Below are 14,632 nucleotides of genomic sequence, written 5' to 3' on the forward strand. Positions count from 1 at the left end.
GTCGCCATCTTACCTGCCGAATGTATGCAGAACCAACTATGGGAGGGTGCTTACCCCCGATTGCGGTGTATCAGTGACAGATAAGCTGATTGACACATCGCAATCGGGGACAGCCCCCTCCCACCTATTTGGCTATTTGTGGTTGCCCAGCCACTCCAGCGCGGTGCGCCAGATGCAAATCCCCAGAAAGTATGCCGACATCAGCGACCACAAGCCGAATGTCCACGGATTGGTGTTGGGATAATCCACGACCATCAAAAAGCTGCACAGCAACCAGATGGTGGTCACCGCGATATTGATCGGCATAAAGCGCTTGACCCGAAACGGGTGCAGAAACTTCATCGGCGTGACGGTCAGCAGGGCCAAACCGATGACCGTCAGCAAGGTGACCCACGCGTCCGGCTGGATGATGTACACGCACAGGGCTACCACGTTCCAGGCGGCGGGGAAGCCGACGAAATAGTTGTCCTTGCTTTTCATGTTGACGTTGCAGAAGCAGAACAACGACGACACCAGGATCACCGACACGGTAAACAGATGGGTGAAGTCCGGCAGGTCGATGTAGCGGTAGATAAACAGCGCGGGGATAAACACGTAGGTGAGGTAATCGATCACCAAATCCAGCACCGAACCGTCGAAGCTCGGCAGCACCGTGCTGACATTGACCCGCCGCGCCAGGGAGCCGTCGAGGCCATCCACCACCAGCGCCAGGCCCAGCCACAGCAGGCAAGCCTTGGGCGAGTTTTCCAGCAGGGCCAGGGTGGCCAGGAAGGCCAGGACCACACCGGTGGCGGTAAAGCCGTGGGCGCCCCAGGCTTTGATTCTGGCTACATGCAGGGTCGATATCACGGGCGGTTCTCCAAAGGTGGAACGGGGCAGCCGACAACGTGACGCGGTCGAGTCTGGCCGGGGAATGCAGGTATCGACCGGGAAGGGGGGGATAAGGTTCACCGCCCGGCGTCTTGCTTAGGGTAGCAAGCGTAGGACGTTTCGGCATCAGCCCTGGCGAAACACCAGGGCTTTGAGGCCACTTTGTGGGTCGATGTCGGGAAATTCCGGCGGGTTCGCCAGGCGCTGCACGAAATGCAGCCCCGGCGCTTCGCGAGTCACGCCATCGATCAGGAAGTCTTCGCCGAAGGCCGGATCGTTCATGCACGCCAGCACCGTGCCCTGAGCGGTCAGCAGTTCCGGCAGGCGTCGCAGCACGCGCTGATAGTCCTTGGTCAGCAGAAAACTGCCTTTCTGGAACGATGGCGGGTCGATGATCACCAGATCATAGGGGCCGTTGTTGATCACTTTTGCCCAGGATTTGAACAGGTCATGGCCCAGAAACGTGACGCGGCTCAGGTCATGGCCGTTGAGCCGATGATTGTCGCGGCCACGGCTCAGGGCGCCGCGTGCCATGTCCAGATTCACCACGTGCTCGGCACCGCCTTCGATGGCCGCCACGGAAAAGCCGCAGGTGTAGGCAAACAGATTGAGCACGCGCTGGCCCTTGGCCTGTTCGCGCACCCATTGGCGCCCGTAGCGCATATCGAGGAACAACCCGGTGTTCTGCTTTTTACCCAGGTCGATCAGGTAACGCAGGCCACCCTCGGTGATGATCCGCTCGTCGATCGCTTGCCCCACCAGCCATTCGGTGGTGCTTTGTGGCAAGTAACGGTGTTGCAGGGCGATTGTGTAAGCGCTGAACTCGCTTTGCAGCAGCTGTTTCAGGGCTTCCAGCTGTGCCGCCTGCGGTTCCTTGAATAGCGAGACCAGCAGCACGCCTTGCAGCCAATCCACCGTCAGTTGCTCCAGGCCCGGCCAGCAACGGCCGCGGCCGTGGAACAGGCGTCGGGTTTCACTGGGCGGGTTGGCCAGGGCCGTCAGCAGGTGAGCGTGGAGGGTAGCGAGTGCGTCTGGGGTCATCGTTGAGCGTCGGTGATTGAGCGGGCGGCATTTTAACCACACGCGAGGAATGGAGCGGTATTAAGTGACACACAACGGCCTGAATTCGAGCGCTACATGGCGGCAATCAGAGCAGGCCCAAAGGCGTCCTTGAGGAAATTCGGCGCGATATATCGCTGGTAATGCGCCTCGGACAACAGGAAAAACTCCCGATCGATGGCATCGCGCAAATCCGCCAGATGGCGTTCGCGAAACTCCGGCAACAGCGCCAGACCGTAAGCGTCCAGGCGGGAGATCACCCGCGCACCGCGCGCGATCAACTGATACGCCCAGCAATATGGCGACTGCTGGGGCATAAAACGGATCTGGCGGTCCTGCAGCTGCTGACGCAAGCGCTGGGGGTCGAACACTTCCAACTTGCTGGCCATCACCTGCACCAGCAACTGCTCCAGACGCTGCCACACCGCGCGCTTTTCCTCGGCGTTGTAGCCATTCCACTGGATCACTTCATGGTGATAACGCTTGCAACCCCGGCAGACCAGGTCACCGTACACGGTGGAGCACAGGCCGACGCAGGGGGTCTTGATGGTTTGGTTAGGCATAGAAGGCTATTAGCAAAGTCTGTAGCGCACCGCGGCGCCCATGTTGGGGCGGGCAAGCCCGCTCCCACATTGATGCGTGTTTGTGGATCAATCCCAGCTCAGCGCACCGCCGGTCTGGTACTCGATCACGCGGGTTTCGAAGAAGTTTTTCTCTTTCTTCAAGTCCATGATCTCGCTCATCCAAGGGAACGGGTTGGTGGTCCCCGGATACTCTTCCTTCAAGCCAATCTGCGACAGGCGACGATTGGCGATGAACTTGAGGTAATCCTCCATCATCGCCGCGTTCATGCCCAATACACCGCGCGGCATGGTGTCGCGCGCGTATTCGATCTCCAGTTGGGTACCTTGCAGGATCATCTGGGTCGCTTCTTCCTTCATCTCGGCATCCCACAGGTGTGGGTTTTCGATTTTGATCTGGTTGATCACGTCGATACCGAAGTTCAGGTGCATCGACTCATCGCGCAGGATGTATTGGAACTGCTCGGCCACGCCGGTCATTTTGTTGCGGCGGCCCATGGAGAGGATCTGGGTGAAGCCGCAATAGAAGAAGATGCCTTCGAGTACGCAGTAATAAGCGACCAGGTTGCGCAGCAGTTCTTTGTCGGTGTCGACGGTGCCGGTTTCGAACTTCGGATCGGAGATCGAACGGGTGTACTTCAGGCCCCAGGCGGCTTTCTTCGCCACCGATGGGATCTCGTGGTACATGTTGAAGATCTCGCCTTCATCCATGGCCAACGATTCGATGCAGTACTGGTAGGCGTGGGTGTGGATCGCCTCTTCGAAGGCCTGGCGCAGGATGTACTGGCGGCACTCCGGGTTGGTGATCAGGCGGTACACGGCCAGCACTAGGTTGTTGGCGACCAACGAATCCGCAGTGGAGAAGAAGCCCAGGTTACGCATGACGATACGGCGTTCGTCGTCGGTAAGGCCTTCGGGGTTTTTCCACAGGGCGATGTCGGCGGTCATGTTGACCTCTTGCGGCATCCAGTGGTTGGCGCAGCCGTCGAGGTACTTTTGCCAGGCCCAGTCGTACTTGAAGGGCACGAGTTGGTTGAGGTCGGCGCGGCAGTTGATCATGCGCTTTTCGTCGACGGCGACGCGGGCGGAGGCGCCTTCGAGTTCGGCGAGGCCTTCGGCGATGTCGAGTTTGTCCAGGGCGGCCTTGGCGCGCACGATGGCGGCGGAGTCACTGGCGGTGACGGCGCGGGCTTCAATGGCGGCGGCGGCGCCGGCACCGTCGAGGCGGTCCATGTTGGCTTCGGTGGCGTGGCCGGCGTTGGCGCCTTTGATCACCGCTGGGCCGGTGTCTTCGTTGTCGACTTCATCCCAACTCAGCATCGAAATATTCCTTCCTGGTCTGGTCTGACGGGGGTGGGCCCGTGCAAAAAATAGATGATTTGCAGGCTTCAAGGCATTGAAATACTGCGCAGAGTGTGGTCGGTAAGCACCGATGGCGCACACTATGTAGTGGTCTGTTTTGTTTGTGGGCACACTATATGGTGTGTAACAGGGTTGGTCAACGGACCGAGCTGGTTACGTCGTCGCACCCTTACAGGGGCAACCTGACTTGCGCGCAGAGCCCGCCCTCGGGGCGGTTGCTCAAGGTCAGCGCACCGCCGATGGCCACGGCCAACTGTTGCGCGATGGCCAGGCCCAGGCCGGTGCCGCCGGTGCCGCGATTGCGTGAGCTTTCAACGCGGTAGAAGGGTTGCAGCACCTGGGGCAATTCAGCCTCGGCAATGCCTGGCCCGTTATCCAGTACCTTGATCGACAGTTCACCGTTGGGGGGGGCCGCCACTTCCAGATGGGCGGAGCCGGCGAACTTGAGGGCATTGTCCACCAGGTTCACCAGAATCCGGCGCAGGGCGTGGGGGCGCGTGTCGAGTATCGCCGCGCTCTTGCCACTGAGGCTGACCTGTTTGTGCATGTCTTGATAGTCGAACACCAGGCTGTCGAGAAAGGCGTCCAGGTCGATGCGCTGGCTGGTTTCGCTGGCGCCGTGGACGCTGCGCGCATAGGCCACGCCTTCGCGTACCAAGTGCTCCATTTCCCCCAGGTCGTTCCAGAGTTTTTCGCGGTCGGTGGAGTCCTCCATGAACTCGGCGCGCAGCTTCATACGGGTGATCGGTGTTTGCAGATCGTGGGAAATCGCCGCGAGGATCTGCATGCGTTCCTTGAGGTAGTCGGCGATCCGTTGCTGCATGCGATTGAACGCCGCTGCGGCATGGGCCACTTCGGTGGGCCCACGTTCATCGAGTGTCGTGGGATGTGCGTTGGGATCCAGGGTTTCCACGGCATGGGCCAGGCGCGTCAGTGGGCGAATGGCCAGGCGTACGGCTAACCCGGTGCAGATCAGCAGCAGCGCCAGTTGCAGCACCAGCACCACCGGTAGCCAATAGGCCACCGGGACGGCAGCGGGGCGCACATCCACGGTGATCGGACTCCCGTCGGCCAGTGTCAGGTGCGCCTGGAAATGCTTCTGCGCGCCCGGAATATCGCGAAAGGTCAGCGCATAACGCTCGCCCAGGGCCTCGGCAATCGAGGTGGCGGCCATGGGCATGTCATCGCTGGGCAAGGGGCGGCCCGGCTCGCCTGCGTTGAGCAGGTAACGGTAGTTCTGGCGGTTCAGGCGTGGCAGCCAACTGGCGCGCTCATCGGCAGGCAGGCGGTCCAGGATCGCCACCGAGGTGGCCACGTCGTTTTCCAGGTTGCCCAGCATCGTCGTGCGCGCGCTGATATAGCGCTCGTAAAACTGTGCACTGAACGACAGCCCATGGGCGCACACCAGGCTGATCAGGAAAATCAGCGACAATTGCGACGCCAGGGTGCGGGGCCAGCCGAGCCGCAGGCTCATTGATCGGCCTCAAGGATTTCCACCGGCAGTGAGAACACGTAGCCCTCGCTGCGCACGGTCTTGATATAGGCCGGCTCACGGGCATCATCCAACAGTCGTTGGCGCAGGCGACTGACCAGCAAGTCGATGGAACGGTCGAACAGATCGGCGTCGCGGCCCTGGGTCAGGTTGAGTAATTGGTCACGAGTGAGCACCCGTTGGGGGTGGTCGAGAAACACCCGCAACAGACGGTATTCCGCACCGCTCAGGGCCACCAGGGTGCCGTCGTCGTCAAGTAGGTGGCGCGCGGTGGTGTCCAGGCGCCAGCGACCGAAGCGGATCAGGCGCCCGGTTTCGGTGACCACCAGGTTGGGCGGTAGCATGCGCGTGCGGCGGAGCACCGCATTGATACGTGCCAGCAGCTCACGGGCCGCGAAGGGCTTGACCAGGTAATCGTCGGCGCCCATTTCCAGGCCGATGATGCGGTCGGTTTCGTCATTGCGGGCGGTCAGCATCAGCACCGGCGTGGCCTTGTGCTTGCCTACCCGCAGCTCGCGGCACAGCTGCAAACCGTCATCGCCGGGCATCATGATGTCCAGCACGATCAAATCCACGGGGGTGGTTTCCAGGAAGCTGCGCATTTGCCGGCCATCGGCGACCACGGTGGTGCGCATGCCATTTTTTTTCAGGTAATTGCCCACCAGTTCGCGGATCTCCCGGTCGTCATCGACGATCAGGATATGATCGACATGATCCATGCTGCCTTCCTCGTTAAATGCTCGTTGCGGCGCAGTCTAGCCACTGTTGCCGGCGATGCCTTGTACGTTTTGTATTGCAGTGTATCTGGGCGCAGGCAGATACACGGCGACGCAAAAAACTGGCATATCGCCTTAGCGCGATCAGTTGCCAGACTTGCCGGCCCCCCCGCGCAGCAGGGCTTCGAAGACACGTTGCACGCGTGGGTCGTCGCTGTGGGCCACATTAAAGCGCATCGAATCACGATGGATCGGGTCGTAGCCGAATAACGCCCCCGGCGCCAGCACCATGCTGCGCTTCAACGCCTCCTGGGCCAGCAGTTCGCCGTTCACTTCCGGCGGCAGGCGTGCCCAGATAAACATGCCGCCTTCATAGGCCATTGGCAGTTCACAACCACAACGCCTGAGCCATTGCTCCACGCGACCGCCGGCCTCCATCAGCCGTTGCACCATGCGTTTGCGGTGCTTGGCGTAGCTGCCTTCGCTGAGCATGCGGTAGACGATTTGCTCGAACAGTTCCGAGGTCACGCCGCCGCTCATCAACTTCATATTGGTCAGGTTGGCCGCCAATTGCGGCGCGGCCACCACGTAGCTGACGCGGGTGTTGGCGCTGAGGATCTTGGAAAACCCCGACAGGTAAGTCACCTGCTCAAGACCGGCGAGGCTGGCCAGGCGTGGCGGCGGGTTGGGGTGCAAGTCACCGTAGAGGTCGTCTTCGACGATATGGCAGTGGTAATGCTGGGTCAGCTGCAGCAGGCGGAACGCTTGGCTCGGGCTGAACGAATGGCCGGTAGGGTTATGCAGCACGCTGGTGGTCAGGTACAGGCTGGGACGGTGGTCGGCCAGCAGCTGTTCCAGAGCGGTAAAGTCGAAACCGTCCGGGCGACGCTCAATGGTCACCACCTTGACCCCATGCAGCGCCAGATTGGCGTGGAAGTTGAAATAACACGGCGCATCCAGCAATACCGTATCGCCGGGGCGCGCCAGCAGGCGCATAAGCATGTCCAAGCCTTGCACGGTGTTGGGGGTGGTGATGATTTGCTCCACCGGCACCGACAATCCGTCACCGTGCAACTTGTGTTGCAGGGCCTGGCGCAGCGGTAGTAGACCGGCTGGCGTACCCAGCCCGGCGATGCGCAGCGACGGCGCGCGCACCACGCTGCGCATGGCCTGGCGGATCGCCTCGCCGTTCAACCACGTTTCGGGCAGATGGCCGCCGCCGGGGCGCAGGTCGCTGTCGGCCGTCACCAGCGGGCGACGCAAGACGCTGAGCAGGTCTTGGGGCAGCAGGTCGACCCAGGTAGAGGAGGCCGGCCGCGTGCTGTCCATCGCCACAAAGTAGCCGCGGCCCTGGCTGGAGGTCAGCAGGTTGCGGCCGCGCAGACGGTCGAGGGCTTCGTTGAGGGTGAATTTGCTGACGCTCAGGGTCTGGGTCAACTCGCGCACCGACGGCAATTTGCTACCCGGTGCCCATTCGCCGTTTTCAATAGCCTGGCTGAACGCTTCGACGATCTGCTGCACCTTCGGCGTGCCGTCCACAAAGGCGATGGCGGATACAAACATTAACCTTCCTTGTCTTTGCTGGTGCTTTTACCGGTGAAGTGAGGCCGGATTAGGCATCACTTTACCTGCCTGGTGCAACGTCGCTCCTCTAGACTGCCGGCCACCTCGCTTGGATACGGCGATTTCCCTGCAAGTGAGCAATGGGTTCCGCATTTTTTATGACGACTTATCTGTGCGCATCCAGAAAACCGCTGAGAGCCAAAGAGGGTGCTCAAGGCCAAGAAAGTCGACTCTCCTACCCAAGGTCCAGGACCATGACAACCGCGTTAACACTCTCTTCGTTCCTCTACTTTCTGTTGTTTTGCGCCACCATGACCTTCAGCCCTGGCCCCATGACCCTGCTCTTGCTGAGCCTGGGCTTGAAGGACGGCCTGCGCAGTTCGATCCCGGCGCAGATCGGCGCCAGTGTGTCGTACCTGATTTCGATCCTGATCTTTGCCGTGGGCTTCTCGGAACTGATCAAGGGCAACCTCGCCATTACCCAGACCATCCAGTTTGTCGGCGTGGCCTACATCCTGTACTTGGCCTACAAACAGTGGACCAGCAACGGCGTGTCGATCCACAGGGCCGGCGGCGTGGAAGGCCCGCGCAGCCTGTTCGGCAAAGGCTTGCTGACGGGGTTTTCCAACCCCAAGACCATCATTATGTTCAGCGCGGTGTTCCCGCAGTTCGCCGGGGCCGGGGAGCACAGCTCGGCGGCGGACATCGCCATCCTCGGGCTGACCTTTCTGTTACTGCAATTCGCCAGTGGCTGCTTGTATTGCTACTTCGGCCAGCGCATCAAGCATGTGCTGGAAAACCCGCAGCGCCGCGTGTTGTTGCAGCGCGCCACGGCGGTTTTGTTGTTGGGTGTGGCGTTGATGCTGGCACGGGGCTTTTCCCGCTAAGCAAAGTCCCTGTCGGCTGTGGTGGCAATTTGCCGTCGCCCTGATAGACTCCAGGCATTCCTCCAGGATTGACCCCCGCCATGCCCAGCGTCGGAGGAAAAGGACTTCCGCTCGCCATTCGCCTCTACAAAACCCGTGCCCTGGGATTGGCCCTGGGCGTAGTGTGCGTGGTTTTTGCCATATACCCCCTGGAGCCTCCGCCGTGGGTGTGGGCCTGGATGCTGATCAATGCGTTTGTCTGGCCTCACGTGTCATTCCAACTGACCCTACGCGCCAGCCAAACCCTACGCAGCGAACGCCGCCATCTGCTGTTCGATTCGTTTTGCGGCGGCTTCTGGGTCGCCGCCATGCAGTTCAATCCGCTGCCCAGTGTCACCGTGCTGTCGATGATGTCCATGAACAACGTATCCATTGGCGGGCCGCGCTTTGTGTTGGCCGGCTGGCTGGCGCAGGCGCTGGGTGTCGCCATCGGGTGGTGGTGGATAGCACCGGGTTTTATCGCCATGACCAGCCAGGCCCAGCTATACGCCTGCCTGCCGATCCTGATGCTGTATCCATTGGTGCTCGGTTGGATCTGCTATCGACAGGCTCAGAACTTGTCCCGGCACAAGCGCGAACTGCTGGCCCTGAGCCGTACTGACAGCTTGTCCGGCCTGCTCAACCACGGTGCGTGGAAAGATCAGTTGGAAATCGAGTTCCAGCGTTGTCGCGATGAACAGCGGGGCGCGGTGATTGCCCTGATCGACATCGACCACTTCAAACTTATCAATGACACCTACGGCCACGTGACAGGCGATATCGTGTTGCGCCAGCTCAGCAAGGTACTGCGCCAGAACCTGCGCAGCACCGACCAGGCGGGGCGATATGGCGGTGATGAATTCTGCGTGATCCTGTCGGACATGCCGCTCAACCGTGCCACGCAAGCTATGGATGTGCTGCGCGATCGCTTCAATGCGCTGACCTACGACCAAAACCCGACCCTGCGCGCCAGCCTGAGCATTGGCCTGGCGCCCTATCAATCGGGGCACGCCGACTCCATCAGTTGGCTCAACGACGCCGACCTGGCGTTGTACCAGGCCAAAAGCGGCGGGCGTAACCGCGTCAGCGCAGCGCAGGGGACTTGGTTGCGGTCGGTTTAGTGGGGGGGGAGAGTGGGGTGAAAAAGCAGCGCTACGCTGGCGCATTCCCTACGGATGAGCGCCGTAGGTTTACTCGGAACTTGAGCCTGTCGTTGTGGCGAGCAGGCTTGCCCTGCGTTGGGCTGCGTAGCAGCCCTAAACACAGACAGCACCGACACACCTGAAATACCCAACGTCCGGACCGGCCGCTGCGCGGCCCAGCGCGGGCAAGCTCGCTCACCACAGGAGCTGGGTAGTCGGTGAGGTGGCGGGTGTTCTTACCCTGTTGATGGGGCTTCTCGGCTGGCTTTTGGGAGGTCGCCTTTCCAAACGGCCCTGAGCGAGAACGTAAACGTCACGTAGAGAATCTCTGGAACTCTCTAAGTTGTACCATTCCGCTCTCGGCCAAGAAGCTTCACGAAACAAACCATCTGCAATCCCTCGCACTGTGTGATCAGGCGAGGGACTTTGCAGAGGTTTGCAGGGCAGGGGAGTAGAGCTTATCCGGCGGTTATGTGGGATGTTTCGACAATCTGGCACTGGCCATAATCGGCATGCTCCATGCGATCGTGGTGGCGCCGATGGGCGGTGGGCCGTTGATCAAGTGTCTGGGCTGGTCGTCAGTTCCACCTAGACCCGACGCACCATCATGCGCCTGGGCCCGCAGCGCATTGTGTCCAGGGGCGTGACGCTGATGGCGCTGGGCGGGGTGTGGGCGCTGGTGATATATCAAGCGTTTGGCTGGTCGGTGTTGGCGGTGCGCGCGCGCCTGCCTGTTGAACTGTCCTATACATAGGACAATCCAGGCCAGGTTTGCCGTCTAGTGCTTACGCCTCGCCGGCCTTATGGTGTACCCACTTTGGAGGTACATCATGAAAAAGTTAATCGGTATCTACACCAGTCCTCGCGGTCATTGGGTGGGGGATGGTTTTCCAGTGCGCACGCTGTTTTCCTACGACTCGCTAGGCAAACACATCAGCCCGTTCCTGCTGCTGGATCACGCCGGCCCGGCCGAATTCACGCCGACCGAACAGCGTCGCGGTGTCGGCCAGCATCCCCATCGCGGTTTTGAAACCGTAACCATCGTTTACGACGGCGAAGTCGAGCACCGTGATTCCACCGGCGCCGGCGGCACCATCGGCCCCGGCGACGTGCAATGGATGACGGCCGCCAAGGGCATCCTGCATGAGGAATTCCATTCCCCAGCCTTTGCCCGTCGTGGCGGCGCGCTGGAGATGGTGCAACTGTGGGTCAACCTGCCGGCCAAGGACAAAATGGCCGAGGCGGGTTATCAGACAATTGTCGACGCCGATATCCCGGTACTGCCCCTGGCCAACGACGCCGGACAGCTGCGCCTGATTGCCGGTGAATTCGCCGGTGCCAGCGGCCCGGCGCGCACTTTTACGCCTATTGATGTGTGGGATCTGCGCCTTAATCCGGGCAAGCCGGTCACCCTGGACTTGCATGCAGGGCGTAATACCGCCCTGGTGATCCTGCGCGGCACGCTGCTGATCAATGGGCAGGAAATCGCACGCCAAGGGCAATTGGCGCTGTTCGAACGCGATGGCCGCCAGGTGACATTGGAGTCCAACGACGACGCCAAGGTGTTGCTGCTCAGCGGCGAGCCGATTGATGAGCCCATCGTTGGGCATGGGCCGTTTGTGATGAATACCGAGCAGGAGATCCACCAAGCGTTTGCTGATTTCCAATCCGGCAAATTCGGGCGGATGTAAGCGCCCCAAATTTTGTGGTGAATAAACCGGCCTAGCGCGAGGCAAGCTCGCTCAGCACAGATGCGGTTTTTTGCGCGCTTTTTGTGGTGGGCAGGCTTGCCCTGCGCTGGGCTGCATAGCAGCCCCATCCCATCCCGATACAATTTGTTTCCGACAATCTCATTTCATGCGATCTTCCCGTCATTCGCCCTGGAGTCGCCTGGATGCCCTCGTTTATCGCTGATCACCCGATGCTGTGCGCCTTGGCGCTGATCCTGATCGACATCGCCGTTTGGCGACTTATCTCCCCCAACCTGGACAACTGGAAGTTGGCGGCGCGGCTGCTGATTTTCGCGGTGTTCAGCGCCGTATTGTTTAACGACGGCATGAACCCCATGCAGTTGGCGCCTTATGCCGACAACACCGCGCTGCACCTAGCCGCCACGGCGTTGCAGATCGGCTGGTGGTTGTTCGCGGCCCGTACGCTCACGGTATTGCTCGGCACCTTGATGATGCAGCGGGTCGGCCATACCGGGCGGCTGTTGCAGGATTTGATGGGCGCGGTGATTTTCCTGATCGCGATCATCGCCGCCATGGCCTACGTGCTCGACCTGCCAGTCAAAGGCGTGCTCGCTACGTCCGGCGCGGTGGCGATCATTGTCGGCCTGGCGCTGCAAAGCACCTTGAGCGATGTATTTTCCGGAATCGTGCTCAACACCACCAAGCCTTACCAACTGGATGACTGGATCTCCATCGACGGCACCGAAGGCCGCGTCACCGATATCGACTGGCGCGCCACACGCCTGCAAACCTCCCAGGGCAGCATGGCGGTGATCCCCAATTCCCTGGCGGCCAAGGCTAAGATCATCAATTTTTCGCGTCCGGCGGATATGTTCGGTTTGGCCGTCAGCTTGCAAGTCAGCCCCCATGCGCGCCCGCAAACGGTGATCGAAGCGTTGGAGCGCGCCATGCAGGGCTGCCGGCCGCTGCTGGCCAAGCCGGCACCCAGCGTGGCGTTCAAAACGTCCGCCAGTGGCGGGGCGGAATACGAGATCAGCGGGTTCGTGCCGGCCATGCCACTCAAACGCGAAGTACGCAACCAACTGTATGACTTGGCATTCCGTCATCTGCAAGCGGCCGGGGTGAGTCTGTTGTCGGCCACCGAGAGCGCCACGCCGGTGGTGACCTCACGGGCCCGGGCGCTGTTGGACAGCTCGACGATTTTCTCCACCCTGCGCCAGGAAGAGAAGGAAACCTTCAGCCAAAACATGACCCTGAGCACCTATCGCGCCGGCGAGATGATCCTGCCGGCGGGCGAGGTCAGCGATCATTTGTTTATCGTCGAATCCGGCGTGGTCTCGGTGATGCTCACCAAGGGCGGGCATAAGTTCGAAGCCGGGCGCATGGGCCCTGGCGAGGTAATCGGCGAGGCGGGCATCCTGTCCGACGAGGCGACCCTGGCGGATTTCACCGCCAAGACCTTCTGCACCCTGTACCGCATCGAGAAGGAATACCTGACGCCGTGCCTGGATGCGCGCCACGACATTGGCGACGCCATGAAAACCCTGCTGGATTTCCGCGTACACGCCGCCCAGGCGCTGACCCAGGAAGCCCCGGTGGTGCCAGTGAAGAAAGGCTTTTTGCAGTGGTTGCGCACACGCGGCTTTTGAAATAGCGGTGAATGACGGCTGTGTTTCTCCGCGCAGTGTTACGGCTCGCCTTTCAGAAAGTTTTGTAGGAAAGATCGTGGTATCCCGGCGCGATATTAAATAGAATTAATCTCATTTGAGACTCACTCGCGCTGCGCAGGTTGTTTGCCATGAATGATGCTGTTGTCCCTACGCAAGCCGCTGAACTGACGCTGTCGAGCTTGTATCGCGATCATCGCAGTTGGTTGGAAAACTGGCTGCGGCGGCGCTTGGGCAATGCCTGGGATGCGGCGGACTTAAGCCAGGATACGTTCCTGCGGGTATTGGCCAGTGCCCAGCCCATTGCGCAGATGCAGGAACCGCGTGCTTATCTGGTGACGGTGGGCAAGCGCTTGCTGGTGAATTTCCATCAGCGTCGCAGCCTGGAACAGGCCTATCTGAATGCCTTGGCCACCTTGCCCGAAGCCTGCGTGCCGTCGCCAGAGCAGCGTTGGCTGCTGCTGGAAACCCTGCAAGCCCTGGATGAGTTGCTCGACGGTTTGCCGGTGCTGGTGCGCCGCGCGTTTCTTTGGAGCCAACTGGAAGGCCTGGGGTATCGCGAGATTGCCGAGCGGCTTGAGGTGTCTGAACGCACGGTCAAGCGTTACATGGCCCAGGCGTATGAGCATTGCCTGCTGGTGGACCTGTGAGTCGCGATGTCGCGCGCGCGGCGGCGCAGTGGTTGGCGTTGCTGGAATCCGGCGCGGCCACCGAGCGCGATCACGCCGCGTTGCAGCGCTGGCGCGACAGCCATCCTCAGCATGAGCAGACCTGGCAAAAAGCCCAGACCTTGCGACAGCGCTTCAACGGTTTGCCCCAGGCGCTGGCGATGGCCAGTCTGGATCGCCCGCAACCGGGGCGGCGCGCGGTGCTCAAGCGTGCGCTGGGGGTGGCGGCGCTGGTACCGACTGCCTGGCTGATCAGCCGTCAGCTGCCGCTCGAAACCTGGCGCGCCGACCTGCATACCGCCACCGGCGAACGCAAACGCCTGCCGTTAGCCGATGGCGCCAACCTGCAGCTCAACACCGCCACGGCGGTGGACATGGACCTGGCGCAGCGGCAAATCACTCTGGTCGACGGTGAACTGGCCCTTGATGTGCCAGGCGACTCGGCGTTCACCGTAAACACGCGTTATGGCCAACTGCGGGTCAGTCAGGCCCAGGTGTGCGTTCGGCAACTGGCGGCCGGTTGCCGCGTCTCGGTGCTCAAGGGGGCGGTGCAGGTACGCGACCTGAACGGGCAATTGGCGACGTTGCAAGGCGGCCAGCAAGCGCCCTTGCAAGCCACTGGGCTCGGTGCCTGGGTGCCGTTCGACGTGCTGCAATTGGGCTGGCGCGACGGAGTACTGACCGCGCAGAACCAGGCGCTGGGGGATTTTTTGCGGGAACTGGAACGCTACCGTCCTGGCGTGCTGCGCTGGGACCCGAGCCTGGAAGCGCTGCGGGTCACCGGCAGCTTTCGGTTGGAGGACACCGATCGCATCCTCGACCTGCTGGCCTCGACGTTAGGGTTGGAGGTACATGCCCGCACCCGTTATTGGGTGACACTCACCCCAGGTCGGCGCCTGAGCTGAGGGTCGCACCC

14 protein-coding genes are annotated in these 14,632 nt (G+C 61.2%); 7 read left to right on the forward strand and 7 right to left on the reverse strand.

Going from position 1 to position 14,632, the window contains the following annotated elements; translation table 11 throughout:
* Positions 1-132 precede the first annotated feature (132 nt).
* The 7 genes from pcsA to QRN41_RS14430 all read right to left on the reverse strand — a co-directional run bounded on the left by pcsA (position 133) and on the right by QRN41_RS14430 (position 7,643).
* Positions 133-849, reverse strand: a complete 717-nt coding sequence (pcsA, locus tag QRN41_RS14400) for a phosphatidylcholine synthase (RefSeq protein ID WP_034137996.1) — start codon at positions 847-849, stop codon at positions 133-135.
* 147 nt (positions 850-996) lie between these two features.
* Positions 997-1,911 carry a class I SAM-dependent methyltransferase gene (locus tag QRN41_RS14405; RefSeq protein ID WP_123479722.1) on the reverse strand — a complete coding sequence of 305 codons (915 nt, stop codon included), beginning with the start codon at positions 1,909-1,911 and terminating at the stop codon, positions 997-999.
* 92 nt (positions 1,912-2,003) lie between these two features.
* Entirely contained in the window at positions 2,004-2,492 is a 489-nt protein-coding gene (locus tag QRN41_RS14410; protein ID WP_034137998.1) for a DUF1289 domain-containing protein, read from the reverse strand.
* Positions 2,493-2,579: 87 nt separating this feature from the next.
* Positions 2,580-3,830, reverse strand: a complete 1,251-nt coding sequence (locus QRN41_RS14415; protein ID WP_083377875.1) for a ribonucleotide-diphosphate reductase subunit beta — start codon at positions 3,828-3,830, stop codon at positions 2,580-2,582.
* A gap of 211 nt (positions 3,831-4,041) precedes the next feature.
* A complete protein-coding gene (locus QRN41_RS14420) occupies positions 4,042-5,346 on the reverse strand; it encodes an ATP-binding protein (RefSeq protein WP_167418585.1) in 1,305 nt (434 codons plus the stop codon).
* Complete coding sequence (locus QRN41_RS14425) at positions 5,343-6,083, reverse strand: response regulator (protein WP_034138008.1); 741 nt, start codon at positions 6,081-6,083, stop codon at positions 5,343-5,345. The genes QRN41_RS14420 and QRN41_RS14425 overlap by 4 nt, the downstream gene beginning before the upstream one ends.
* 141 nt (positions 6,084-6,224) lie before the next feature.
* Positions 6,225-7,643, reverse strand: a complete 1,419-nt coding sequence (locus QRN41_RS14430) for an aminotransferase-like domain-containing protein (protein ID WP_285421689.1) — start codon at positions 7,641-7,643, stop codon at positions 6,225-6,227.
* A gap of 254 nt (positions 7,644-7,897) precedes the next feature.
* Between QRN41_RS14430 and QRN41_RS14435 the strand changes: the two genes are divergently transcribed.
* The 7 genes from QRN41_RS14435 (at position 7,898) to QRN41_RS14465 (ending at position 14,621) form a co-directional block, all read left to right on the forward strand.
* Positions 7,898-8,530 (forward strand): LysE family translocator, encoded by a 633-nt coding sequence (locus tag QRN41_RS14435; protein ID WP_285421690.1) that lies wholly within the window; start codon positions 7,898-7,900, stop codon positions 8,528-8,530.
* An 80-nt stretch (positions 8,531-8,610) separates the two neighbouring features.
* Positions 8,611-9,669 carry a diguanylate cyclase gene (locus QRN41_RS14440; protein ID WP_285421691.1) on the forward strand — a complete coding sequence of 353 codons (1,059 nt, stop codon included), beginning with the start codon at positions 8,611-8,613 and terminating at the stop codon, positions 9,667-9,669.
* A gap of 628 nt (positions 9,670-10,297) precedes the next feature.
* On the forward strand, positions 10,298-10,444 hold the full coding sequence (locus QRN41_RS14445) for a hypothetical protein (RefSeq protein WP_167418589.1): 147 nt from the start codon (positions 10,298-10,300) through the stop codon (positions 10,442-10,444).
* 76 nt (positions 10,445-10,520) lie between these two features.
* Complete coding sequence (locus tag QRN41_RS14450; protein WP_034097405.1) at positions 10,521-11,381, forward strand: pirin family protein; 861 nt, start codon at positions 10,521-10,523, stop codon at positions 11,379-11,381.
* A gap of 203 nt (positions 11,382-11,584) precedes the next feature.
* Positions 11,585-13,030 carry a mechanosensitive ion channel family protein gene (locus QRN41_RS14455; protein ID WP_040268152.1) on the forward strand — a complete coding sequence of 482 codons (1,446 nt, stop codon included), beginning with the start codon at positions 11,585-11,587 and terminating at the stop codon, positions 13,028-13,030.
* Positions 13,031-13,179: 149 nt separating this feature from the next.
* On the forward strand, positions 13,180-13,698 hold the full coding sequence (locus tag QRN41_RS14460) for a sigma-70 family RNA polymerase sigma factor (protein ID WP_034097412.1): 519 nt from the start codon (positions 13,180-13,182) through the stop codon (positions 13,696-13,698).
* Positions 13,695-14,621 (forward strand): FecR domain-containing protein, encoded by a 927-nt coding sequence (locus QRN41_RS14465; RefSeq protein ID WP_167418591.1) that lies wholly within the window; start codon positions 13,695-13,697, stop codon positions 14,619-14,621. Before QRN41_RS14460 ends, QRN41_RS14465 begins: the two co-directional genes overlap by 4 nt.
* Positions 14,622-14,632: the final 11 nt, after the last annotated feature.

Origin of the sequence: Pseudomonas sp. efr-133-TYG-23, from assembly GCF_030209215.1 — a bacterium.
In the GTDB taxonomy this organism is placed as follows: Bacteria; Pseudomonadota; Gammaproteobacteria; order Pseudomonadales; family Pseudomonadaceae; genus Aquipseudomonas; species Aquipseudomonas rhodesiae.